The sequence below is a fragment of the Streptomyces sp. BJ20 genome, assembly GCF_022869105.1.
In the GTDB taxonomy this organism is placed as follows: domain Bacteria; phylum Actinomycetota; class Actinomycetes; order Streptomycetales; family Streptomycetaceae; genus Streptomyces; species Streptomyces griseoincarnatus.
The window spans coordinates 1,488,445-1,511,047 of sequence record NZ_CP094918.1 but is presented as its reverse complement, the minus strand read 5'-3'; the positions used below and the strand labels follow the sequence as shown (position 1 = coordinate 1,511,047).

19 protein-coding genes are annotated in these 22,603 nt (G+C 71.2%); 10 read left to right on the top strand and 9 right to left on the bottom strand.

Features of this window, described 5'->3' with window-relative positions; all coding sequences use genetic code 11:
* Positions 1-28 precede the first annotated feature (28 nt).
* The 4 genes from MTR79_RS07055 to MTR79_RS07040 all read right to left on the bottom strand — a co-directional run bounded on the left by MTR79_RS07055 (position 29) and on the right by MTR79_RS07040 (position 3,475).
* A complete protein-coding gene (locus MTR79_RS07055) occupies positions 29-760 on the bottom strand; it encodes an HAD family hydrolase (RefSeq protein ID WP_086702257.1) in 732 nt (243 codons plus the stop codon).
* Positions 761-859: 99 nt separating this feature from the next.
* The gene (gltX, locus tag MTR79_RS07050; RefSeq protein WP_244789558.1) at positions 860-2,344 is read right to left on the bottom strand and encodes a glutamate--tRNA ligase; all 1,485 of its coding nucleotides are present in this window, start codon (positions 2,342-2,344) and stop codon (positions 860-862) included.
* Positions 2,337-3,113, bottom strand: coding sequence for a fumarylacetoacetate hydrolase family protein (locus MTR79_RS07045; protein ID WP_033275873.1), 777 nt, complete (start codon positions 3,111-3,113; stop codon positions 2,337-2,339). The genes gltX and MTR79_RS07045 overlap by 8 nt, the downstream gene beginning before the upstream one ends.
* A gap of 173 nt (positions 3,114-3,286) precedes the next feature.
* The gene (locus tag MTR79_RS07040; RefSeq protein WP_048459371.1) at positions 3,287-3,475 is read right to left on the bottom strand and encodes a hypothetical protein; all 189 of its coding nucleotides are present in this window, start codon (positions 3,473-3,475) and stop codon (positions 3,287-3,289) included.
* Positions 3,476-4,080: 605 nt separating this feature from the next.
* Here MTR79_RS07040 and MTR79_RS07035 point away from each other — a divergent pair.
* From MTR79_RS07035 to MTR79_RS07000, 8 genes are all read left to right on the top strand, one after another.
* Complete coding sequence (locus tag MTR79_RS07035; protein WP_244789557.1) at positions 4,081-7,743, top strand: nitrate- and nitrite sensing domain-containing protein; 3,663 nt, start codon at positions 4,081-4,083, stop codon at positions 7,741-7,743.
* 9 nt (positions 7,744-7,752) lie between these two features.
* A complete protein-coding gene (locus MTR79_RS07030) occupies positions 7,753-8,166 on the top strand; it encodes a roadblock/LC7 domain-containing protein (protein ID WP_004983056.1) in 414 nt (137 codons plus the stop codon).
* A 111-nt stretch (positions 8,167-8,277) separates the two neighbouring features.
* Positions 8,278-8,673, top strand: a complete 396-nt coding sequence (locus MTR79_RS07025; protein ID WP_006130593.1) for a DUF742 domain-containing protein — start codon at positions 8,278-8,280, stop codon at positions 8,671-8,673.
* Positions 8,654-9,244 carry an ATP/GTP-binding protein gene (locus tag MTR79_RS07020; RefSeq protein WP_086703409.1) on the top strand — a complete coding sequence of 197 codons (591 nt, stop codon included), beginning with the start codon at positions 8,654-8,656 and terminating at the stop codon, positions 9,242-9,244. The genes MTR79_RS07025 and MTR79_RS07020 overlap by 20 nt, the downstream gene beginning before the upstream one ends.
* Before the next feature lie 376 nt (positions 9,245-9,620).
* Positions 9,621-12,932 carry a nitrate- and nitrite sensing domain-containing protein gene (locus tag MTR79_RS07015; RefSeq protein WP_244789556.1) on the top strand — a complete coding sequence of 1,104 codons (3,312 nt, stop codon included), beginning with the start codon at positions 9,621-9,623 and terminating at the stop codon, positions 12,930-12,932.
* Positions 12,933-12,942: 10 nt separating this feature from the next.
* A complete protein-coding gene (locus MTR79_RS07010) occupies positions 12,943-13,356 on the top strand; it encodes a roadblock/LC7 domain-containing protein (protein ID WP_004983065.1) in 414 nt (137 codons plus the stop codon).
* A 94-nt stretch (positions 13,357-13,450) separates the two neighbouring features.
* Positions 13,451-14,023 carry a DUF742 domain-containing protein gene (locus MTR79_RS07005; protein ID WP_033278186.1) on the top strand — a complete coding sequence of 191 codons (573 nt, stop codon included), beginning with the start codon at positions 13,451-13,453 and terminating at the stop codon, positions 14,021-14,023.
* On the top strand, positions 14,004-14,585 hold the full coding sequence (locus MTR79_RS07000; RefSeq protein ID WP_026243582.1) for an ATP/GTP-binding protein: 582 nt from the start codon (positions 14,004-14,006) through the stop codon (positions 14,583-14,585). Before MTR79_RS07005 ends, MTR79_RS07000 begins: the two co-directional genes overlap by 20 nt.
* A 431-nt stretch (positions 14,586-15,016) precedes the next feature.
* On the opposite strand, the gene MTR79_RS06995 is transcribed toward MTR79_RS07000, so the two are convergent.
* The 4 genes from MTR79_RS06995 to MTR79_RS06980 form a co-directional block, all read right to left on the bottom strand.
* Positions 15,017-15,208, bottom strand: coding sequence for an acyl-CoA carboxylase subunit epsilon (locus MTR79_RS06995; protein ID WP_086703406.1), 192 nt, complete (start codon positions 15,206-15,208; stop codon positions 15,017-15,019).
* A 15-nt stretch (positions 15,209-15,223) separates the two neighbouring features.
* Positions 15,224-16,807, bottom strand: coding sequence for an acyl-CoA carboxylase subunit beta (locus tag MTR79_RS06990; RefSeq protein ID WP_086703404.1), 1,584 nt, complete (start codon positions 16,805-16,807; stop codon positions 15,224-15,226).
* 171 nt (positions 16,808-16,978) lie between these two features.
* Complete coding sequence (locus MTR79_RS06985; protein ID WP_244789555.1) at positions 16,979-17,587, bottom strand: polysaccharide lyase beta-sandwich domain-containing protein; 609 nt, start codon at positions 17,585-17,587, stop codon at positions 16,979-16,981.
* 128 nt (positions 17,588-17,715) lie between these two features.
* Entirely contained in the window at positions 17,716-18,555 is an 840-nt protein-coding gene (locus tag MTR79_RS06980) for an SDR family NAD(P)-dependent oxidoreductase (protein ID WP_189366172.1), read from the bottom strand.
* A gap of 290 nt (positions 18,556-18,845) precedes the next feature.
* Between MTR79_RS06980 and hpnR the strand changes: the two genes are divergently transcribed.
* The gene (gene hpnR, locus MTR79_RS06975) at positions 18,846-20,345 is read left to right on the top strand and encodes a hopanoid C-3 methylase HpnR (protein ID WP_086702447.1); all 1,500 of its coding nucleotides are present in this window, start codon (positions 18,846-18,848) and stop codon (positions 20,343-20,345) included.
* 193 nt (positions 20,346-20,538) lie between these two features.
* Positions 20,539-21,141, top strand: a complete 603-nt coding sequence (locus tag MTR79_RS06970) for a YceI family protein (protein WP_086702448.1) — start codon at positions 20,539-20,541, stop codon at positions 21,139-21,141.
* A 97-nt stretch (positions 21,142-21,238) separates the two neighbouring features.
* On the opposite strand, the gene MTR79_RS06965 is transcribed toward MTR79_RS06970, so the two are convergent.
* Positions 21,239-22,591, bottom strand: coding sequence for a hypothetical protein (locus MTR79_RS06965; protein ID WP_244789554.1), 1,353 nt, complete (start codon positions 22,589-22,591; stop codon positions 21,239-21,241).
* Positions 22,592-22,603: the final 12 nt, after the last annotated feature.

Here is a 22,603-nt window from a genome sequence, read left to right as displayed (position 1 = left end):
GCCCGCTCCCCGCGGCGCAGGAAGAACATTACCTGAAGGACGACGACGCTCCAAAACGAGTATCGCCACGCAGCAGGGAGGGCAGTTCGGCGAGGGACGCGATGCGGCGCGGACCGGTCGGCGGTTCGAGGGTGGCGTGGGCGTCGGCGCGGTCGATCCACACGGAGAGCAGTCCGGCCTCGGCGGCGCCCCGGCCGTCGATCTCCGGGTGGTCCCCGACGTAGGCGACCTGTTCAGGGTGCAGCGCGAGGGCGTCGCAGGCGGCCAGGAAGGCGCCGGGCTCCGGCTTGGAGACGCCCAGCTCGGCGGCGCACAGGATCGCCTCGAAGCGGTCGTGCACGCCCAGCACCCGCAGCTTGCGGTCCTGCACGTGGAGGCTGGAGTTGGAGAGCACCGCGTGCCGGTGGCTGGCGGCGAGGGCGTCGAGCACGGGGAGCACGTCCGGGAACAGGCTCCAGGCGGACTCGTAGTGGACCAGGTAGCGGTCGAACCAGTCGTCCGCCTCGGCGTCGGTCAGCTCGCGCCCGAGGAACACCCGCGTGCGGTCGCGGCGCTGGGTCTCGAAGTCCACCTCACCTGCGGCGAACCGCGCCCACTGCTGGTCGGTGATCTCCCGCCAGCGCGCCAGCGCCTCCTCCACGGAGCCGTGCCCCGCGAGCAGTCCCTCGGCGACGAGGTGGGCGCGCATGCCCTCACGGTCGGCGGAGGTGTAGTCGAACAGCGTGTCGTCGACGTCCCAGACCACGGCGCGGATGTCCATGGCACCGACGGTACCGGGACGGGCCGGAGGGCACCGGGGAACGCCGAGGGGCGGCCCCCGGACGTCTCCGGGAGCCGCCCCTGCGCGGCGGGTGCGCGGTCAGCCGGCGAGCCTCGCCATGGCCGCGTCGATGCGGGCCAGGGACTTCTCCTTGCCCAGCACCTCGAGGGACTCGAAGAGCGGCAGGCCGACGGTACGGCCGGTGACGGCGACGCGGACGGGGGCCTGCGCCTTGCCGAGCTTGAGGCCGTGGGCCTCGCCGGCGGCCAGGACGGCCTCCTTCAGCGACTCCGCGGAGGTCCAGTCGGCGGCCTCCAGGTTGTCCCGGGCGGTGAGCAGCAGGGCGTCGGAGCCCTCCTTCATCGCCTTGTTCCAGGACGCCTCGTCGAAGACCGGCTCCGGCAGGAACAGGAAGTCGACGTTGTCGGTGATCTCGGAGAGCACCTTGAGGCGGGTCTGCGCGTGCGGGGCGATCGCCTGCCACTTGGTCTCGTCGAAGGCCTCCGGCGCCCAGGGGGCGTGGGGGGCCTGGAGCCAGGGGCGGCAGCGCTCGGCGAAGTCCTTCACGTCGAGCATGCGGATGTGGTCGGCGTTGATCGCCTCGCACTTCTTGAGGTCGAAGCGCGCCGGGTTGGGGTTGACGTCGGTGACGTCGAAGGCCGCCACCATCTCGTCGATCGAGAAGACGTCCTGGTCCGCGGAGAGCGACCAGCCGAGCAGCGACAGGTAGTTGAGCAGGCCCTCGGGCAGGAAGCCACGCTGGCGGTAGAGGTTGAGCGAGGACTGCGGGTCGCGCTTGGAGAGCTTCTTGTTGCCCTCGCCCATCACGTACGGCAGGTGGCCGAAGGCGGGGATCTCCTTGGCGACGCCCAGCTCGGTCAGCGCCTTGTACAGGGCGATCTGGCGCGGGGTGGAGGAGAGCAGGTCCTCGCCGCGCAGGACGTGGGTGATCTCCATCAGGGCGTCGTCGACCGGGTTGACCAGCGTGTACAGCGGGGCGCCGTTGGCGCGCACGATGCCGTAGTCCGGCACGTTCTCCGGCAGGTAGGTGATCTCGCCGCGGACGAGGTCGCTGAAGGTGATCGGCTCGTCGGGCATCCGGAAGCGGACGATCGGTTCGCGGCCCTGCGCCGTGTACTCCTCGACCTGCGCGGCGGTGAGCTCGCGGCAGTGGCCGTCGTAGCCGGACGGCTTCCCGGCGGCGCGGGCGGCCTCGCGGCGGGTGTCCAGCTCCTCCTGGGAGCAGTAGCAGTGGTAGGCGTGGCCGCCGTCGAGGAGCTTCCGCGCGACGTCCTTGTAGATGTCCATGCGCTGCGACTGACGGTACGGCGCGTGCGGGCCGCCGACCTCGGGGCCCTCGTCCCAGTCGAAGCCCAGCCAGCGCATGGAGTCCAGCAGCTGGTTGTAGGACTCCTCGGAGTCGCGGGCCGCGTCGGTGTCCTCGATGCGGAAGACCAGGGTGCCGCCGTGGTGCTTGGCGAACGCCCAGTTGAACAGGGCCGTGCGGACCAGGCCCACGTGGGGGTTACCGGTGGGCGAGGGGCAGAAACGGACGCGTACGGAGGAGCCGGATGCGCTAGCCACGCTTGACAACCTTGTTGGTGAGAGTGCCGATGCCTTCGATGGTGACGGCGACCTCGTCGCCGACGTGGAGGGGGCCGACCCCAGCCGGGGTGCCCGTGAGGATGACGTCGCCCGGGAGCAGGGTCATGGCCTCGGAGATGTTGACGATCAGGTCCTCGATGGAGTGGATCATCTCGCTGGTGCGGCCGAGCTGGCGCTGGCCGCCGTTGACCGTGAGCTGGATCGTCAGGTCGTGCGGGTCCAGTTCCGTCTCCACCCAGGGGCCGAGCGGGCAGGAGGTGTCGAAGCCCTTGGCCCTGGCCCACTGCTTCTCGCGCTTCTGGACGTCACGCGCGGTGATGTCGTTGGCGCAGGTGTAGCCGAAGATCACGTCCTTGACGCGTTCGCGCGGGACCTCGCGGCAGAGCCGGCCGATGACGACGGCGAGCTCGGCCTCGTGGTGCACGTCCTGCGAGAAGGAGGGGTACTGGATCTCGTCGCCGGGGCCGACGACCGAGGTGGCGGGCTTGAAGAAGGCGAAGGGGGCGTCGGGCACCTCGTTGCCCATCTCCTTCGCGTGGTCCGCGTAGTTGCGCCCGAAGGCCACCACCTTGTTGGGGAGCACCGGGGGCAGCAGCCTGACCTTGCTCACCGGCACCTTGGTGCCGGAGAGCTCGAAGTCCGCGAACGGGATGCCCTTGATGATGTCCAGGACGAGCTCGTCCTGCTTCTCGCCCTCGACCGCGCCGAAGGCGACGTTCCCGTCGATGGAGAATCTGGCGATGCGCACGGGATGCTGGTCCCCTTGACTGAAGCGGCTGGAGTCTGACGCTCCAGGCTAACGCGCAGGGGTCCCGGCGCCGCGCACCGACGAGGGGCGCCCCACCTCGGCCGGTGGGGCGCCCCTCGTCGGTGCGCGGCGCGCGTTGAGCGTTTCGCGGCGGCCGCGCGTATGGACCGGTGTCAGTTCGCGGCGCCTGCCGTGACCGGGATCTCCATGAGGACGGTGCGCTTGGGGTTGGCTGTCTGGGCCGGGAGTTCGACGGAGTGCTCCTGCTGGACCGGCTTCTGCAGATCGTCGGCACCGTCGAGGTGCGCGAGCGTGGTGCGCCGCGGGTTGGCGATCTTGTGGAACATCGTCGTCGTCTTCACTGTTTACTTGACCCTGTCCTGTGCACGGGCGCCCGGAGGTCCGGGAAGAACCTCGGACGGGCGCGGGTTGTCAGTTCTGCCGTCCCTGTAAAGCGTCAGGCTAAACACTCGATTCCCGGCGGCCCGGGGCGGGGAGCGATGATCTCGGTGTGAGTTTGCTCACGATCCGATTGACATTCCGGGCATCTCGGGCGCACACCACGGTGACCGGAATCGGACATTGACCCACTGAAGCGACCATTCCGCTCCTGATCATGCCGACTGGGACACGACCCCGCCCCCGCCGGTCCGGGCAGATATGCCCGGAATGAACAAGATCCCGCTCTACGTCCGGTGATTCGGTGGACACGAGGTGTCACGTATGTCACGGGTAAGCCCACGGGCCTTGTTGGAGATCCGGCACTGTGCTGGAATCTCACGGACCGCCGCAGGGATCGAGCCGGCGCACAGGGGGCGCGACCACGCGCCGAGCGGCGGCGAGATGGGGGAACCGGCGCCGGACCATCACGACCACCACGGGGGCGTATTCAGGGCGCCCCTATGACGCCGACACCGTGCCTCACCGTTCTCGCGGAGGGGTGCCTGGTTCAGAGGTTGCGACGCTAGTGCAGGGACGTTTCAAGAGGGATGGCAGCGCTTCGGCGGAGCCGGAGCCGCAGGGCGGGACTGGCCCCAAGGCCGTCAGCTCCTCGCCCCAGCACGCCCAGAGCCAGGGGCCGACCCCGCCCGGTGGCAACGGCGGCGAGCGCCCCGGCGCTCCGTCCGCACCCCCGGCCACCCCGCCGGCCTCCCCCGCCGGTCCGACCGGCCCGGGTTCGCGAATAGCCCTGCGCAACTGGCGGATCTCGACCCGTCTGGTGTCGCTGCTCGCGCTGCCGGTGGTCGCGGCCACCTCGCTCGGCGCGCTGCGAATCCAGCAGTCGATGGACGACATCCAGCAGCTCGACAACATGAAGCTGCTGACGGAGATGACCAAACAGGCCACCGAGCTGGCGCACGCGCTCCAGGAGGAGCGCGACCAGTCGGCCGGTCCGCTCGCGCACGGCGGCAAGGGCACGGACTTCTCGGTCAAGGGCTACCGCGAGAAGACCGACCGCGCGATGTCGAACTTCCTCGACAGCTCCGAGGAGATCGACTCCGCGAGCAAGGACGGCAACCTCAAGGGCGTCCGCGACAACCTCGTCCAGCTGGCCGGCGACCTGAGCGAGCTCGCCAAGATCCGCAACACGGCGTTCCAGCAGGAGAACAACTCCACGCAGACCGTCGAGGGCTACCACCGCCTGATCGAGAACCTGATCGACCTCTCGCAGGACATGGCGGAGGCGACCAGCAACCCCGACATGATCCAGCGCACGCGTGCCCTGTCGTCCTTCTCCTCCGCCAAGGAGTACGCGTCGGTCCAGCGCGCCGTCCTGGCCGCGGCCCTGCCCGCCAGCAACACGACCAAGGGCAAGCTCAACGAGAACGACCGGCTCTACGCGCAGTCCGCGCTGGAGAGCCAGAAGTCCGAGCTCCGCGCCCTGAAGAGCATCTACGGCGAGGACGCCGCCGCCGACCTGCTGCTGCCCATCGAAGAGGGCAACCCCACGATCAAGGCGACCGACGAGTACGCCGGCCGCGCGCTGGCCTCCGAGTTCGGTCTGCAGTCGGTGGGCGCGCGCTCCTACCGTGACTGGCTGGACGACAGCTCCACCAAGATCCAGCAGATGAAGAACATCGAGCTCCGGCTGCTCGAGGAGATGGAACAGAAGGCCCGTGAGCTGCGCAGCGCCACCGAGCGCGACGCGATCATCTCCGGTGCGCTGATCCTCCTCGTGCTCGGTGTGTCCCTCGTCGGCGCCTTCGTCGTGGCCCGGTCCATGATCCGGTCGCTGCGCCGCCTGGAGGAGACCGCGACCACGGTCGCCCAGGAGCGCCTGCCCGACCTGGTCAAGCAGCTCTCCGAGTCGGACCCGCAGGACGTCGACACCACCGTCGAGTCGGTCGGTGTGCACTCCCGGGACGAGATCGGCCGGGTGGCCGCGGCGTTCGACGACGTGCACCGCGAGGCGGTCCGCCTCGCGGCCGAGCAGGCCCTGCTGCGGGGCAACGTCAACGCGATGTTCACCAACCTCTCGCGCCGCTCCCAGGGTCTGATCCAGCGCCAGCTGTCGCTGATCTCCGAGCTCGAGTCCCGCGAGGCCGACCCGGACCAGCTGTCCTCGCTGTTCAAGCTGGACCACCTCGCGACCCGCATGCGCCGTAACGGTGAGAACCTCCTCGTCCTCGCCGGTGAGGAGCCGGGCCGTCGCTGGACCCGTCCGGTCCCGCTGGTCGACGTGCTCCGCGCCGCCGCGTCCGAGGTGGAGCAGTACGAGCGCATCGAGCTGGCCGCGGTGCCGTCCACCGAGGTGGCCGGCCGCGTGGTCAACGACCTCGTGCACCTGCTCGCCGAGCTGCTGGAGAACGCGACCTCGTTCTCCTCCCCGCAGACCAAGGTCAAGGTCACCGGTCACGCCCTGCCCGACGGCCGGGTGCTCATCGAGATCCACGACACCGGTATCGGTCTGTCCCCCGAGGACCTCGCGGCGATCAACGAGCGGCTCGCCTCGCCGCCCACCGTGGACGTCTCCGTCTCCCGCCGCATGGGTCTGTTCGTGGTCGGCCGTCTGTCGCAGCGCCACGGCATCCGCATCCAGCTCCGCCCGTCCGACTCCGGCGGTACGACCGCGCTGGTCATGCTGCCCGTCGACCTCGCCCAGGGCGGCAAGAAGCCCCAGGGCAAGCCCGGTCAGCCGGGTGGCGCGGGCGGTCCGGCCGCCGCGCAGGCCGCTGCGGGCGCCGCCGCCGCGCGGCGCTCCGCCGGGGCCGGCCAGTCCGGCGGCGGTTCGCTCGGCGCGGGTGCGCCCGGCGGGCGTCTCGGGGCCGGTCAGGGCCCGCGGGCCGCGCTGCCCGGGCGGGACGGCTCGGGCCGCCCCGGCGGCCGGGGACCGCAGGGTCCCTCGGCGGGCAACCAGACTCCTTCCCTCTTCGACCAGGGCGCTCCCTCCGCTCCCCCGCAGGGCCGTCCCGCTCCGGCGGGCGCCGGCTTCGGGCAGCAGCAGGGCCCGACCGCCCCGCAGGCCGCGCCCCCGTCCGGGAACCAGGGCCAGGTGCCGCAGCAGCGGGGCAACGCCCCCGAGCGTGGCCGCCGCCCCCAGCTCCCGCCGCGCGGCGGCGCCCGTCCGGAACTGCCGGGCGGCGACCAGCAGCAGCGCACGCCGAGCTGGAGCGACGACAACGCCCGGCCGCCGGCGCCACGTCCCTCGATGGACGCCCCGCGCGGCCACGACGAGCCGGACGTCTCCCGCACCGCCGCGATGCCGCGCTTCGACGACCGCCAGGGCCCCGGCGCCACGGCGGAGATCCCCCGGTTCGACGAGCAGCAGCAAGCGCCCGGACAGGACACCGGCCAGTACGGCCGCCCCGGCGCCAACGGCGCCCCGGCCACGGGCCAGTTCGTCCGCGGTGACATCTTCGGCGCCCCGCAGGGCGGCCGTCCCGGCGCGCAGGACCCGGCCGCCACGGGCCAGTTCCCCGCCGCGCAGGGCTACGACAACGGCACGGGTCAGTACCCGGCCCCGGGCCAGGACAACGGCTCGACCGGCCACTACCCGCTGCCCGGCCGCCCGGGCTCCGACCCGTCGAACACCGGCCAGTTCGAGCGTCCGCGGATGAACGGCACGCACGGCGCCGGCCCCGTCCCCCCGCGTCCGCAGCCCCCGCAGCAGCAGGAGCAGCGCCAGCCGTCCGACCAGTGGGCGCTGCCCCCGGCCTCCGGCCCGGGCGACGGCCGTACGCCGCTGTACGACACGCTGGAGACCAACTGGTTCCACGGCGGCCAGGGCGGTGCGCAGGAGCAGGCCAACGGCTCCGCGCCGGCCGCCCCGCCGCAGCCCCAGCAGCCCCAGCAGTCCCCGCAACCGCAGAGCCCGACCGGCTCGCAGCGGTCCAACGCCGCCTGGCGCAGCTCGCCCAACGACGAGCTCGTCAAGCAGGCCGAACGCGTCCGCAAGCCGGCCGCGGGCGGCGTCACCACCTCCGGCCTGCCGCGCCGGGTGCCCAAGGCGAACCTCGTCCCGGGCACGGCTCAGCAGCAGAACCACCAGAGCGGTCCTCAGGTCTCGCGCGCCCCCGATGACGTGCGCGGCCGGCTGACCAATCTCCGTCGGGGTATCGCACAGGGTCGTCAGGCCGGGTCCGGACAGACCGGCAGCTTCCCGCACCCCACTCACCAGCAGGAGCGTTAGTTGAGCCCGATGAGCCAGGCGGCACAGAACCTCAACTGGTTGATCACCAACTTCGTGGACAACACCCCAGGTGTGTCCCACACCGTCGTCGTGTCCGCCGACGGTCTCCTCCTGGCGCTCTCCGAGGGCTTCCCGCGCGACCGCGCGGACCAGCTCGCGGCCGTCGCCTCGGGGCTGACCTCCCTGACGGCCGGCGCCTCCCGGATCTTCGAGGGCGGCAACGTCGCTCAGACGGTCGTGGAGATGGAGCGGGGATTCCTCTTCCTCATGTCCGTCTCCGACGGCTCGTCCCTCGCCGTGCTCGCGCACCCCGAGTGCGACATCGGCCTCGTCGGCTACGAGATGGCGCTCCTGGTCGACCGCGCGGGGGCGGTGCTCACTCCGGACCTGCGCGCCGAACTACAGGGAAGTCTGCTCCACTGAACGGCCCCGGCACCACCCGTCTCACCAAATCACCGTCCGGCCGCCACAATTCCCCCCACCGGCCCCATCACACAGCTTGACTGACCGCTTGCTGTCCCGCCCGGAGGATTCATGACCCCGCCCACCGCCTCTCATGATCCGTACGCGGAGCCGTACGAGGACGAGGGCGACCAGCCGCTGGTTCGTCCGTACGCGATGACCGGCGGCCGGACCAGGCCGCGTTACCAACTGGCCATCGAGGCACTCATCAGTACGACGGCCGACCCGGCAGCGCTCATGGGGCTCCTTCCCGAGCACCAGCGCATCTGCCACCTGTGCCGAGAGGTCAAGTCGGTCGCCGAGGTCTCGGCACTGCTCAACATGCCGCTGGGCGTCGCCCGGATCCTGGTGGCGGACCTGGCGGAGGCGGGACTCGTCGCCGTGCACCAGCCGGGCGGCGACGAGGCGACAGGCGCCCCGGACGTGACACTGCTCGAAAGGGTGCTCAGTGGACTTCGCAAGCTCTAGCGGCGGGACGGTCTCCGAGAGCCGTGCGACCACCTCGGCGAAGATCGTGGTGGCGGGTGGCTTCGGCGTGGGCAAGACCACGTTCGTCGGGGCCGTTTCGGAGATCAACCCGCTGCGCACGGAGGCCGTCATGACGTCTGCTTCGGCAGGCATCGACGACCTCACCCACACCGGGGACAAGACCACCACCACGGTGGCCATGGACTTCGGCCGTATCACCCTGGACCAGGACCTGATCCTCTACCTGTTCGGCACCCCCGGCCAGGACCGCTTCTGGTTCATGTGGGACGACCTGGTGCGCGGCGCCATCGGCGCGGTCGTGCTCGTCGACACCCGCCGTCTCGCCGACTGCTTCCCCGCGGTCGACTACTTCGAGAACAGCGGGCTGCCCTTCGTCATCGCCCTCAACGGCTTCGACGGACAGCAGCCGTACAACCCGGAGGAAGTGCGCGAGGCGCTGCAGATCGGACCCGACGCCCCGATCATCACCACGGACGCCCGCCATCGCGCGGACGCCAAGAGTGCGCTGATCACCCTGGTCGAGCACGCCCTCATGGCACGACTGCGGTAGCGGCACATCAGAAGCGGCATACTGAAGTTGTCGTAGACGTACCGGGGCCGGCTGTGTCCTTTGACACGGCCGGCCCCGGTGTTCATAACGTTTCGGCAGAGGAATCGGGTGAGGCCGACACGCGACGCGGTCGCGCGGTACCACTGTGCACACGGAGACCTCGCCATTTGGCGGCCCTCGCTCTTTATGACCGTTTTATCTGGGGCTTACATCACTCGGAATCCTCGCCTTTCCATGTTTGGAAGAGCGCTGGTCGGCATGCTGGAATGCCTGAACTGCCCATGGGTCAAAGACGTACTCAGTAGTCGATGGCATGCCGGGCTCTGAGACACTGCGGCACGACGAAGGTGCCGACCGCCGAGAGGTTGTTGGTCGAGTGAGGCGAAGCAAGAACAGTCCCGAGCCGTCGGCCCGGGGCAACTTCACGCCGCCGCCGCGCACAGCGGCGCCCGCCCCCGTGCCCGGTCCCGAGCCGAAGGCCCCGCCCGCCCAGAGCGGAGGACGTATGTCCCCGCGGAACTGGCGCGTGGCCACGAGGCTCAACGCGATCCTGCTCATACCCGTGCTGGTCGGCCTTGTCATGGGCGGCTTCCAGGTGAAGAGCTCGATCGACACGTGGACCGAGGCGCAGGACGCCGAGAACACCGCCCGCCTGGTGCGCGCCTCCCTCACGTACGCCAACGCCCTCTACAACGAGCGCGACGTCAGCGCCGTGCCGCTGCTGAGCGGCAAGGGCGAGGACGACCCGGACGTCTCCAAGGCGCGCGAGGCGACCGACCAGGCCGCCGACGCCTTCGACGAGGCCGCGCAGAGCGTGCCCGACAAGCCCGGTCTGCAGCGCCGCCTCCTGCTCGTCCGCGAGGCGGAGCCCAAGCTGTCCGCGTTGCGCGCCGGTGCCTACACCTCCAAGCTCAAGGGCGTCGAGACGGAGGAGGGCTACGTCGCCGTCGCCCACCCCTTGATGGAGATCGCCAACGAGCTCGGCCTCGGCACCGGCAACGTCACCAGCTACGGCCGCACGGTCTACGCGATCTCGCTGACCAAGGCCGCCTCGTCGCTCCAGCGCTCCATCGGCATGCACCTGCTGGTGAAGCCGGGCCCGACCGACAGCCAGCTCGCCAGCCAGCGCGTGGCCTTCCTGTCGTACGCCTACCTCGAGCGCATCGCTCTCGACGAGTACAAGGGCGGCGGCACCGAGGCGGACAACACCAAGCTGGAAGAGGTCGCCGCGCGCATCCAGGCCGAGGGCGCCGCCATGGCGAAGACCGCCGCGCAGAACGACCCGGACTACGTCCCGCCGCCCGCGAAGCCGGAGACGGTGATCTCCGAACTGGGCCGGCTGTCCACCACGGACGAGTCCGCCCGCGAGGACCTCGCCGCCAAGGGCATCACGCCCGAGAACTGGTGGGCGATGAACACCCTCAAGTTCGACGGCTACCGCGAGATCGAGTCCGACCTCGCCGACACCGCCGTGAGCGAGGCCTCGCAGATCGCCTCCGACGCCCAGCGGGACGCCTTCATCACCGGCGCCGCGGTCGTCGTCGCGCTGCTCGCCGCGTTCATCCTGGCCGGCATGGTCGCCCGCCAGATGAGCCAGTCGATGCGCCAGCTGCGCAACGCCGCCTTCGGCATCGCCGAGCAGCGCCTGCCGATGCTGGTCGACCAGCTCTCCCGGACCGACCCGGGCCGGGTGGACACCAAGGTCGCGCCCATCCCGATCAACTCCACGGACGAGATCGGCGAGGTCGCCCGCGCCTTCGACCAGGTCCACCGCGAGGCCGTCCGGCTCGCCGCCGAGCAGGCCCTGCTGCGGGGCAACATCAACGCGATCTTCACCAACCTGTCGCGCCGCAACCAGTCGCTGATCGAGGGCCAGCTGACCCTGATCACGGACCTGGAGAACAACGAGGCCGACCCGGACCAGCTGGAGAACCTCTTCAAGCTGGACCACCTCGCGACCCGTATGCGCCGCAACGGCGAGAACCTCCTGGTCCTCGCCGGCGAGGAGCCCGGCCGCCGCTGGGACCAGCCGGTCCCGCTGGTCGACGTGCTGCGCGCCGCCTCCTCCGAGGTGGAGCAGTACGAGCGCATCGAGCTGTCCGGCGTGCCGGACGCCGAGATCCACGGCCGCGCGGTCACCGACCTCGTGCACCTGCTCGCCGAGTTGCTGGAGAACGCCACCACGTTCTCCTCGCCGCAGACGAAGGTGCGCGTCACCGCGACCCGTCTGCCCGACGGCCGCATCATGATCGAGATTCACGACAAGGGCATCGGCCTCACCGCCGAGGACTTCGCGGACATCAACCACAAGCTGGCCAACCCGCCGACCGTGGACGCCGCGATCTCGCAGCGCATGGGTCTGTTCGTGGTCGGCCGGCTGTCCGACCGGCACGGCATCCGCGTCCAGCTCCGCCCCTCGGGCGAGCAGGCCGGCACCACCTCACTGGTCATGCTGCCGGACGCCATCACCCACGGCGGTGGCGGCGAGGCGGCCCCGGCCCACGACGAGTTCACGGTCTCGCAGATCATCCCGGAGCAGAACTTCCAGGGTGAGAACTTCGGCCAGCCGATGCGCACCGCCGAGGAGCTGGGCTTCGACGACAGCCGCTACTCGGACGTCCCCGACGACATCCGCGAGCTGGACCCGGTCGGCCGGTCCCTGATGCGCGAGGAGCGGCGAGCGGCCCTGGAGTCGCAGCCGCAGCAGGGCGAGTTGACCGCCGGCGACGCCCAGGACGGCGACGAGCAGGGCGGCTACCGCGACGAGTTCGCCGGGCAGCAGCAGGGCTTCGACGACGGCCAGGGGTACGACGCCCAGGGCTACGACAACGGCTACCAGGACCAGCAGCAGGGCGCCGGGTACGACCAGCAGGCGTACGACGACGGTCGGCAGGGCGGCTACGACGACCAGCAGCAGTCGTACGGCGAGGGCTACTACACGCCGAACGGCAACCTGCCGCAGAACGACGCCTTCCAGCAGAACGACGCTTTCCAGCAGAACGGCGGCTACCAGCAGAACGGCAGCTACCGGAACGGCTCCTACGCCGAGCCGGGCCAGGGCGGCCAGGCCCCCGCCGGCGCCACGGGCTCGTTCCCGGGCTTCGGCGAGCGGCGCCAGGAGGACGACTGGCCGCAGCACGACGGCTACCGCAACGGCTACCAGGACCAGTACCCTGCTCAGGCCCCGGAGGGGGAATCCTCGCAGGCCGCTGACGCGCGCGAGTCGGACAGCGTAGGCTTCGACCGTCCGGGACCGGCTTCTTCCGACGCCCACGCGCTGACCGATGCCGGGCTTCCGCGCCGCGGATCCTCCGCGAACGGCGCGGGTGGCACGGGCGGCACGGGACGCCGCGACCAGGAGCCGCCGGCCACCACCGCGGAGAGCAACGGCGACAACACCTGGCGCTCGGCGAACGACGAGCGCTGGGAGCAGGCGTCGGCGCTCCGGAAGCCCAAGGCGGGCGGAGTGACCTCCTCCGGTCTGCCTCGGAGGGTCCCGAAGGCCAACCTGGTCCAGGGAGCCGCCGAAACGACCCCCCAGGGGGGCCCACAGGTCTCCCGAGCCCCGGAGGACGTCCGGGGCAGGCTGAGCAACCTGCGGCGCGGCGTCCAACGAGGCCGCACCGCAGGCAGTGAAACGAACGGCCAGGGCTTCGGTCCTGACAGCACCTACAACCAGGAGCGTTAGTGTGAGCCCGATGAGCCAGGCGGCACAGAACCTGAACTGGTTGATCACCAACTTCGTGGACAACACCCCGGGGGTGTCCCACACGGTGGTGGTCTCCGCCGACGGACTCCTTCTGGCGATGTCCGAAGGCTTCCCCCGCGACCGCGCCGACCAGCTCGCGGCCGTCGCCTCCGGTCTGACCTCACTCACAGCCGGCGCCTCTCGGATCTTCGAGGGCGGCAGCGTGAATCAGACGGTTGTGGAGATGGAGCGGGGATTCCTCTTCATCATGTCCATTTCCGACGGTTCGTCACTCGCGGTTCTCGCACATCCCGAGGCAGACATCGGTCTCATTGGTTACGAGATGGCCCTTCTGGTCGATCGAGCGGGTACGGTCCTCACGCCGGACCTTCGAGCGGAGCTCCAGGGGAGCCTTCTCAACTGACAAACGGACGGTGCGATATGGCGTCCCGGGGCCGTAAGGTTTCGGGACGCGGCTCCACAGAGATGGGTGCCAGGCACAGTCGGAGGAGGAGAAAGTGGCAACACCCCCAGACGGTTCATCGGCGGGCAACTGGTCGTACGGCCCTGCCCAGGGTCAGAACGACGGTTCCCAGAACCGGTACGGTTACCCCTCCACGCCGCAGCACGGTCAGCCGTACGCGCCTCAGGGCCCCGGCCCCTCGCCGTACGACCAGCCGCACAGCCCGCGCATCCAGCCCGTGCAGCCGCAGCGCCGGACACCCGAGGCGGCGCCCGCAGGGGCGTCGAACAACCCCCTGGTGCGCCCGTACGCGATGACGGGCGGCCGCACCAGGCCGCGGTACCAGCTCGCCATCGAGGCGCTGGTGCACACCACCGCGCAGCCGCACCAGATGCAGGGCCAGCTGCCCGAGCATCAGCGGATCTGCAACCTCTGCCGGGAAATCAAGTCGGTGGCCGAGGTCTCGGCCCTGCTGACCATCCCTCTCGGCGTGGCCAGGATCCTCGTCGCCGACTTGGCGGAGGCGGGACTGGTCGCCATCCATCAGCCCGGCGGCGACGAGAACGCCGGCGGCCAGCCAGACGTGACACTGCTCGAAAGGGTGCTCAGTGGACTTCGCAAGCTCTAGCGGCGGTCCTTCCCGCTCCACCACCTCGGCGAAGATCGTGGTGGCGGGTGGCTTCGGCGTGGGCAAGACCACGTTCGTCGGGGCCGTTTCGGAGATCAACCCGCTGCGCACGGAGGCCGTCATGACGTCTGCTTCGGCAGGCATCGACGACCTCACCCACACCGGGGACAAGACCACCACCACGGTGGCCATGGACTTCGGCCGTATCACCCTGGACCAGGACCTGATCCTCTACCTGTTCGGCACCCCCGGCCAGGACCGCTTCTGGTTCATGTGGGACGACCTGGTGCGCGGCGCCATCGGCGCGGTCGTGCTCGTCGACACCCGCCGTCTCGCCGACTGCTTCCCCGCGGTCGACTACTTCGAGAACAGCGGGCTGCCCTTCGTCATCGCCCTCAACGGCTTCGACGGACAGCAGCCGTACAACCCGGACGAGGTCCGGGAGGCTCTTCAGATCGGGCCGGACACGCCGATCATCACGACCGATGCGCGGCATCGGGCCGATGCGAAGTCGACGCTCATCACGCTCGTTGAGCACGCGCTGATGGCGCGGCTCCGCTAGGCGCTCTCCGCGCGAGAACAGCCCCCGGTGCTTTGTGGCACGGGGGCTGTTTCCGTGGGTGCGGCTACCACAACGCCGGGCTCTGTTTCGATGCCGGGTGCGGGCGCGCGCGGGCCGCTCGCGCAGTTCCCCGCGCCCCTGCTGCCCTACGGGCAGACGGCACCTCTGCAGCACCGGGTGCGGGTGGTCCCTGGCCGCTCGCGCAGTTCCCCGCGCCCCTTCAGGGGCCGCTCAGCCCGCGGGCAGTCGTGCCGCTGGGGCGGCACGGGTGGGCGCGGGCGGCAACCATGTTCCCGCCGAGGTGCGAGACACCCCCTACGGCCACCGAGACGCCGGGTGCGGGTGATCCGTGGTGGCCCGCGCAGTTCCCCGGGCCCTTCAGGGGGTTGCAGAAGGGCCCCGCCTTCGAGTGAAGGTGGGGCCCTTCTGGGTCAGCGCCAGCTGTGGGGGGCTCGGAAGCCCGGTTCGCGTTCCAGACGGCGCCAGCCGGCCCGGGGACGGCCCCGGTGAGCCGGCGCAGGCGTCGGCGCGTTGGCCGCACGAGCCATCAGGATCGCCGCGATCGCCGCGACCTCCTCCGGCTCGGCATGCCCCTTCTCCACACGGATGTCAGGTGTCGTCATCGTCAGTTCTCCCAGTTACTGGGGCGGGTTGCCGTGCTTGCGCGACGGCAGGTCGGCGTGCTTGGTCTGCAGCATCGCCAGCGAACGGATCAGCACCTCGCGGGTCTCGGCCGGGTCGATCACGTCGTCGACCAGACCGCGCTCGGCGGCGTAGTAGGGGTGCATCAGCTCGGACTTGTACTCCTTGACCATGCGCGCCCGCATGGCCTCGGGGTCCTCGGCCTCCGCGATCTGCCGACGGAAGATCACGTTCGCCGCGCCCTCCGCGCCCATCACCGCGATCTCGTTCGTCGGCCAGGCGTAGGTCAGGTCGGCGCCGATGGACTGCGAGTCCATGACGATGTACGCACCGCCGTACGCCTTGCGCAGGATCAGCGAGATCCGCGGCACCGTGGCGTTGCAGTACGCGTAGAGCAGTTTCGCGCCGTGGCGGATGATGCCGCCGTGCTCCTGGTCAACGCCCGGCAGGAAGCCGGGCACGTCCAGGAAGGTCAGGATCGGGATGTTGAAGGCGTCGCACATCTGCACGAAGCGTGCGGCCTTCTCGCTGGCCTCGATGTCCAGCACGCCCGCCAGCGCCTGCGGCTGGTTCGCGACGATGCCGACGACCTGGCCGTCCATCCGCGCCAGCGCGCAGATGATGTTGCGGGCCCAGCGCTCGTGGACCTCGAGGTACTCGCCGTCGTCGACGATCTCCTCGATGACCTTCGCCATGTCGTAGGGGCGGTTGCCGTCGGCCGGGACCAGGTCCAGCAGCACGTCGCTGCGGCGGTCGGCGGCGTCCGGGCTGTCCACCCGCGGCGGGTTCTCGCGGTTGTTCTGCGGCAGGAGGGAGAGGAGGTAGCGCACCTCGGCGATGCAGGTCTCCTCGTCGTCGTAGGCGAAGTGACAGACACCGCTCGTCTCGGCGTGCACGTCCGCGCCGCCCAGGCCGTTCTGGGTGATCTCCTCACCCGTGACGGCCTTGACGACGTCCGGGCCGGTGATGAACATCTGCGAGGTGTCCCGCACCATGAACACGAAGTCGGTGAGGGCGGGGCTGTAGGCGGCGCCGCCCGCGCACGGGCCCAGCATCACCGAGATCTGCGGGATGACACCGCTCGCCTTGGTGTTGCGCTGGAAGATCCCGCCGTAGCCCGCGAGAGCCGACACGCCCTCCTGGATACGCGCGCCTGCGCCGTCGTTCAGGGACACCAGCGGCGCCCCGGCCGCGATGGCCATGTCCATGATCTTGTGGATCTTCGTGGCGTGCGCCTCGCCCAGCGCGCCGCCGAAGATGCGGAAGTCGTGGGCGTAGACGAAGACCGTCCGCCCCTCCACCGTGCCCCAGCCGGTGATCACACCATCGGTGTGCGGCTTCTTCTCCTCCAGACCGAAGCCGGTGGCCCGGTGCCGGCGCAGCTGCTCGACCTCGCGGAAGGACCCCGCGTCCAGCAGCAGTTCGATGCGCTCCCGCGCGGTCAGCTTGCCCTTGGCGTGCTGCGCCTGGGTCGCCTTCTCGCTCGGGCCGGCCAGTGCCTGCGCACGGATCTCGTGCAGTTCGGCCACGCGTCCGCGTGCGTCGGTCGGCTCACCCGGCGCCTCATCCAAAACGGTCATGTAGTGACCTTACGAAGCCCGCCGCTGATTGCGAGCCGTCGACTCCTCACAGTCTCCGGGGTGTTTTCCTGGTAGCACTGAACAGAACCAGGCGGCTGTGCAGGCGTTTCGACTGCTCAGAGGGCCTGCTGCTTGTGGGGGTCGCACAAAGCTCAGCGGCTGGGAGCCGCCTCACACGCGGGGTCGCGCATGCCTCCCCCCGAGTGACGCGCAGCCGCGGACGGGCCCGGTGGGCAGAATCTCCACGGCGTCCGGGTGGTCCGGCACCTTCCGTACGGGGCGGCCCCATTCAAGTTCCTGGGGTTCCCCCGTTCGGGTCGGGTGGCTCACGGAGAGCGTACCGGTACGCCCCTGGCGGCGGAGCGGCACGGCTGCCGGGCGGGAGACGGTGAGCCCTCCCGCGTTGCCTGGCCACCAGGAGGCGGCGGCGGTGAGGCCGAGGGAGAGGGCCTCCACGGCCTGCCGGGAGGCGTCGTCGGCGAGGACCCGCGGCCGCCTTGGGCCGACGGCGCGGCGCGCGACCCCGTCGCGGGCCGCGCCCGGCAGGAAGGCGTAGCGGGCGTCGGCCGGGTCGGTGCCGTGGTCGAGCCAGAGGTTCTGCCGACGGCGGGTGGGGCGTTCGGGCCGGGCGCCCGCGTTGACGTCGGACCGGGTGCCGCCCGCCCCGTCGGGCAGCCGCCTCGCCCAGTGCCCGCCCCTGTGGCCGAGGGGGCCGCACGGCCTCGTCCGCAGCGGTCCGGAGGCCCCCGGCAGAGGCCCATGGACGAGGGCGCGGCGCACCCGCCACCTCCCCGTGCCGGGACCGGGTCGCGCTTGCCCACCCGGCAGAAGACACGCATGCTCAGCCGCGACGGCACCGGACCCGGGGGCGGTACTCGCCACCCCCGTCGGCGGAAGCGCCCGCCGCCTCAGCCGAAGCGGTTCAGGAGCCTCCGGTACAGGCCGGGTGTCAGTGCGCGCACGCGGGACGGGAGTGACAGCCAAGACGGGATGTACGTGTCGTCACGGGACTCGCTGACCGCGTCCCAGACCGCCGCCGCGACGCGTCCTGCCGAGGTGGGGCGGGGGTGGGAGCGGTGGTAGGGGCGGCCGCGGCGGGCGAAGAAGCCCGTCTCGACGGGGCCGGGCACGACCAGCGTGACGCCGACGCCGGTGCCGCGCAGCTCCTGCCGCAGGGCCTCGGCGAACGCGGCGAGGCCCGCCTTGGCGGCGGAGTACACCGCCTCCTCGCGGACGCCCACCGCTCCGGCCACCGACCCGACGAGCACCACCCGGCCGCTCCCGGCCGCCACCATCGCGGGCAGCACCTCGCGCACGAGGTGGAGGGTGGCGTTGAGGTCGAGGAAGAGCACCCGGTCGATGTCGGTGTGCGGCATGGTCAGGAAGGGGCCCGCCCAGCCGATGCCCGCCCCGGCGACCAGCAGGTCGATCCGTCCGGCCTCCCGCAGCGCGGCCTCGGCCAGCATCTTCCCCCCGTCGGGTGCGGCGAGGTCGGCGGGCAGCAGGACCGCGGACGTGCCGGACGCGGTCTCCTCCAGCCGCCGCCTGTCGCGTCCGCTGAGCAGCAGGTGCCACCCGCCGGCGGCGAAGCGCCGGGCCGTGGCCGCGCCGATGCCCGAGGACGCGCCGGTGACGAGGGCGACGCGGCGGTCCGTGCGGGGCGGGGTCTGTTCGACCGCCGCGGCCGCGGCGGAGGCGGCGGGGTCGGCCGGGGGGTCGTAGGTGGAATCGGAGCCGGTGGTGGTCACGAGTACGGTCTCCCATGCGCTTCGCTGCGGGCCTCGCCATCCAGGACACCCCCGGTCCGGGGGACCGCGCCAGCGCAGCGGCCCGTTCGCGGCAGTCCCGGCGGCGGGCCTCCTGCGGGCGCATCCACCGGTGATCGCGGGGTCGCGGGGGCCGGTGCGCCGCGCCGCGCAACCACTCCTGCGTGCCGCCGGGTGGGCCATGCGGGCGTACGGGCAGTACGCGACCCGCCGCGCCGGGTTACGAAAGGGACGTCCCGTCCTGTTTCCGGCACCCGTGACGAGGTCCCCTCATGCGCCTGCTGCTCGTCCACCCCAGCGCCCTGATGTACTCCGAGATCTTCCTCCGGCTCGAACCCCTGGGGCTGGAGCGCGTGGCCGGCGCCGCCCGCGAGGCGGGTCACGAGGTGAGGGTGGTCGACCTCCAGGTGCTGAGCGTGCGGCGGCTGCGCGACGAGGTGCGGTCGTTCCGCCCGGAGGCGCTCGGCATCTCGCTGAACTACCTGGCGAACATCCCCGAGGCGATCCGGCTGGCCGAGCGGGTCAAGGAGGAGCTGCCGGACTGCTTCGTGTTCCTCGGCGGGCACAGCGTCTCGTTCGTCGCCCAGGAGGTCATCGAGCAGGCGAAGGGCGCCGTGGACGCCGTGGTCAGGGGCGAGGGCGAGCCCGCCGTCGGGCCGCTGCTCGAGGCGGTGCGGGACGGTGGTGTGGACGGGGTGCCGGGTGTCGTCACGGCATCGGGGCGCGGCCCCGCCCCGCTGATGCTGCACAGCATCGACGAGCCCTTGCCGGCCCGGGACCTGATGCGCAGCCGGCGCCGGTACTTCATCGGCGAGCTGGACCCGTGCGCGTCGATCGAGTTCACCCGGGGCTGCCCCTGGGACTGCTCGTTCTGCTCCGCGTGGACGTTCTACGGCCGCAGCTACCGCAAGGCGTCCCCGGAGGCGGCGGCGGACGACCTTGCGGCGATCCGCGAGCCGAACGTGTTCATCGTGGACGACGTGGCCTTCATCCGGCCGGAGCACGGCGACGCCATCGCCGCGGAGGTGGAGCGGCGCCGCATCCGCAAGCAGTACTACCTGGAGACCCGCTCCGACGTGCTGCTGCGCCATCCGGAGGTGTTCGAGCGCTGGGCGCGGCTGGGGCTGCGGTACATGTTCCTCGGCATGGAGGCGATCGACGCCGAGGGGCTCGACCTGTACCGCAAGCGGGTCAGTCCGGACGAGAACCTGAAGGCGCTGGAGACGGCCCGGCGGATGGGCATCAGGGTCGCCATCAACCTGATCGTGGACCCGGCCTGGGACGAGGAGCGCTTCCGGGTGGTGCGGGAGTTCGCGATGGCCGTGCCGGAGATCGTGCACTTCACGGTGATGACGCCGTACCCGGGCACGGAGATCTGGCACACCGAGTCGCGGCGGCTCACCACCCGCGACTACCGGCTGTTCGACATCCAGCACGCGGTGGTGCCCACCACGCTGCCGCTGGACCGCTTCTACGAGGAGCTGGTGCGCACCCAGGCGGTCATCAACCGCAAGCACCTGGGGTTGCGCACGGCGTTCGGGGCGGCCCAGGTGCTGGCCAGGAACCTGGCGCACGGGCAGACGAACTTCGCCCGGATGCTGTGGAAGTTCAACCAGGTCTACAACCCGCGCCGGCAGCTCGCCGACCACGCGCGTCCGGTGCGTCACGAGCTGCCGCTCCCCCAGCGGCTCGACGTGGGCGACCGGCGCCAGCTGTACGTCCACACCCGCGGCGCGACCCAGGGCGCCCCGACCCGCCGGCTGCCGGACTAGGCCGGGCGGGCCTCACGCCCCGGGCCCTCGCACCCCGGCCGTTCGTTCTCACTCGTGCGAGCGAACGGATCGCGACACCTTCCCCGAAAGATGTTGAACTTTGAAGGGAATGGGTCTACGGTGAGCCGTGTTGAGTAGTTGAACATTCAACGGGATCATATCCGTCCCCCTACCCGTCCCCAGGAGGAACACCATGGGTCTCTTCGGCCGCAAGGACGACGACAAGGGCGCCACCGACTCCGCGGTGACCCCGGACCTGGCAGCACTGACCGGAGACTACGAGCTCGACCCGGCGCACACCTCGATCGGCTTCGTCGCCCGCCACGCGATGGTCACCAACGTGAAGGGCCACTTCGCGGAGTTCTCCGGGACGCTGCACCTCGACGGTGCCGACCCGAGCAGCTCCACGGCCTCCATCGACGTGGCGATGAACAGCATCGACACGGGCAACGCCGACCGCGACGGTCACCTGAAGAGCGCGGACTTCTTCAAGATCGACGAGTTCCCGACCATGACCTTCCGCTCCACCAAGGCGGAGGCCCTGGGCGGCGACGACTACCGCATCACCGGCGACCTGACGATCCTCGGGACCACCAGGCCGATCACCATCGACCTGGAGTTCAACGGCGCCGCGAAGGATCCGTTCGGCAACGAGCGCGTCGGCTTCGAGGGCAAGAGCGAGATCCTGCGCTCCGAGTGGGGTCTGACCTGGAACGCGGCGCTGGAGACGGGCGGCATGCTGGTCTCCGACAAGATCAAGCTGGTCTTCGACATCTCGGCGATCCGCAAGGGCTGACGTCCCGCCGCACCCGAGAGCGCCCGCTCCTCCCGGTACGGGAGGGCGGGCGCTCGGCGTGTCCGCGCGGGACGGCGCACCTGGGGCGCGGCCCGGGTCAGAAGCCTCCGCCGAAGTCGCCGCCGCCTCCGAAGCCGCCGCCCCCGCCGAAGCCGCCTCCGCCGAACCCGCCGCCGAAGTCACCGGAGTCGAAGTCCGCGCCGGAGACGTCACCGCCTCCGTAGCCGCTGAAGTCGCCGTACCCGGAGCCGTAGTCCGACGCGTAGCCGGGGCCGGCCATCATGCCGCCGAGCAGGGTGCCGACCAGCAGTCCGGGCAGCAGCCCGCCGCCGAAGTAGCCGCCGGCCCAGGGGCCGTACGCCGGTCCCGCCTCCCAGTAGGGGCGGCGGCCGTACTCGGTGTCGACCTCGCGGACCGCGGGGTCGAGGCCCTCGGCCAGCCGGGCCTGGTCGGCCGCGCACACCGGCACCTCGCGCTCCGCCCCGCCGGGCGGGGTCCACCGGACGTCGGCGACGGAGGGGCCGTGGCGCGGGTCGAAGAAGCACGGCGGGCGGCGTTCCGGAACCGGCCTGCCCGCACGCCGGGCGGCCAGCGACACGAGCGCGAACCGGCCGTCCTCCACGGCCTGGGTCACCGCCCGGACGTCCTCCGGTTTGCGGGCCGCCGCCATGTACGACTTGGCCTGCTCGTAGGAGTCCAGCGCGCGTGCGTAGTCCGCGCGCATGGCGTCGTCCGCGCCGGGCTCGCCCGGGTGGAAGTCGAGGCGGTCCAGCTCCTCGCCGAACGCGGTGATGTCCTCGTCCACCACGACACGCAGCTTCTCCAGGGCGGCCGCCTGCTCCTCCTCGTGACGGCGCCTGCGGCGGCGGGTCACCGCATACGCGCCGGCGCCGCCGGCCGCCACCAGCGCGCCGACCGTGATCAGCCCGCCGACGGGGACGTCGCCGGAGCCGTCGCTCCAGGAGTTGGGCCCCCCGCCTCCGATGCTGCGGACCGCGGTGTCGACGAAATCGTTGAGCTGGGCCTTGGCGTCCCCGGCGTCCTGCACGGACCCGACCAGGTTGGACACGCCCTGCCGGCTGAGCACGCTGCTGTCGGCGCGGGCGTCGAACCGGTCGCCGAGGCGCACGCCGTACAGGCCGGTGACGCCGGTCTCGGTGCGCAGGTCGCGGAAGAGGTTCTGGGTGGGGAAGTCGGCCGGGAGGACGGCGACGAAGATGGGTTTGTCGGCGTCCTCGATCTTGTCGGCGAGGGCCTCGGCGTCGGACTCCGACAGGATGTCCCGGGCCTCGGGATCGACGTAGACGGGGCTTTCGCGCAGCTTCTCGGCGACGACGGAGACGTCCGTGGCCGCCTGCGCCCCCGGCGTGCCGACCATCAGGACCGCCAGGAGGGCGGCCACCGGCACGAGCAGCAGGCGTACGAGGGTGCGCATCGGTGCGGCCTTCATATCTTCGACGCT

Excerpts from the sequence above, each read along its gene's own strand:
- MTR79_RS07055 (WP_086702257.1), bottom strand. The coding sequence starts at position 760 with ATGGACATCCGCGCCGTGGTCTGGGACGTCGACGACACGCTGTTCGAC.
- MTR79_RS07030 (WP_004983056.1), top strand. The coding sequence starts at position 7,753 with ATGAGCCAGGCGGCACAGAACCTCAACTGGTTGATCACCAACTTCGTG.
- MTR79_RS07025 (WP_006130593.1), top strand. The coding sequence starts at position 8,278 with ATGACCCCGCCCACCGCCTCTCATGATCCGTACGCGGAGCCGTACGAG.
- MTR79_RS07010 (WP_004983065.1), top strand. The coding sequence starts at position 12,943 with ATGAGCCAGGCGGCACAGAACCTGAACTGGTTGATCACCAACTTCGTG.
- MTR79_RS06995 (WP_086703406.1), bottom strand. The coding sequence starts at position 15,208 with ATGACGACACCTGACATCCGTGTGGAGAAGGGGCATGCCGAGCCGGAG.
- MTR79_RS06990 (WP_086703404.1), bottom strand. The coding sequence starts at position 16,807 with ATGACCGTTTTGGATGAGGCGCCGGGTGAGCCGACCGACGCACGCGGA.
- hpnR (WP_086702447.1), top strand. The coding sequence starts at position 18,846 with ATGCGCCTGCTGCTCGTCCACCCCAGCGCCCTGATGTACTCCGAGATC.
- MTR79_RS06970 (WP_086702448.1), top strand. The coding sequence starts at position 20,539 with ATGGGTCTCTTCGGCCGCAAGGACGACGACAAGGGCGCCACCGACTCC.
- MTR79_RS06965 (WP_244789554.1), bottom strand. The coding sequence starts at position 22,591 with ATGAAGGCCGCACCGATGCGCACCCTCGTACGCCTGCTGCTCGTGCCG.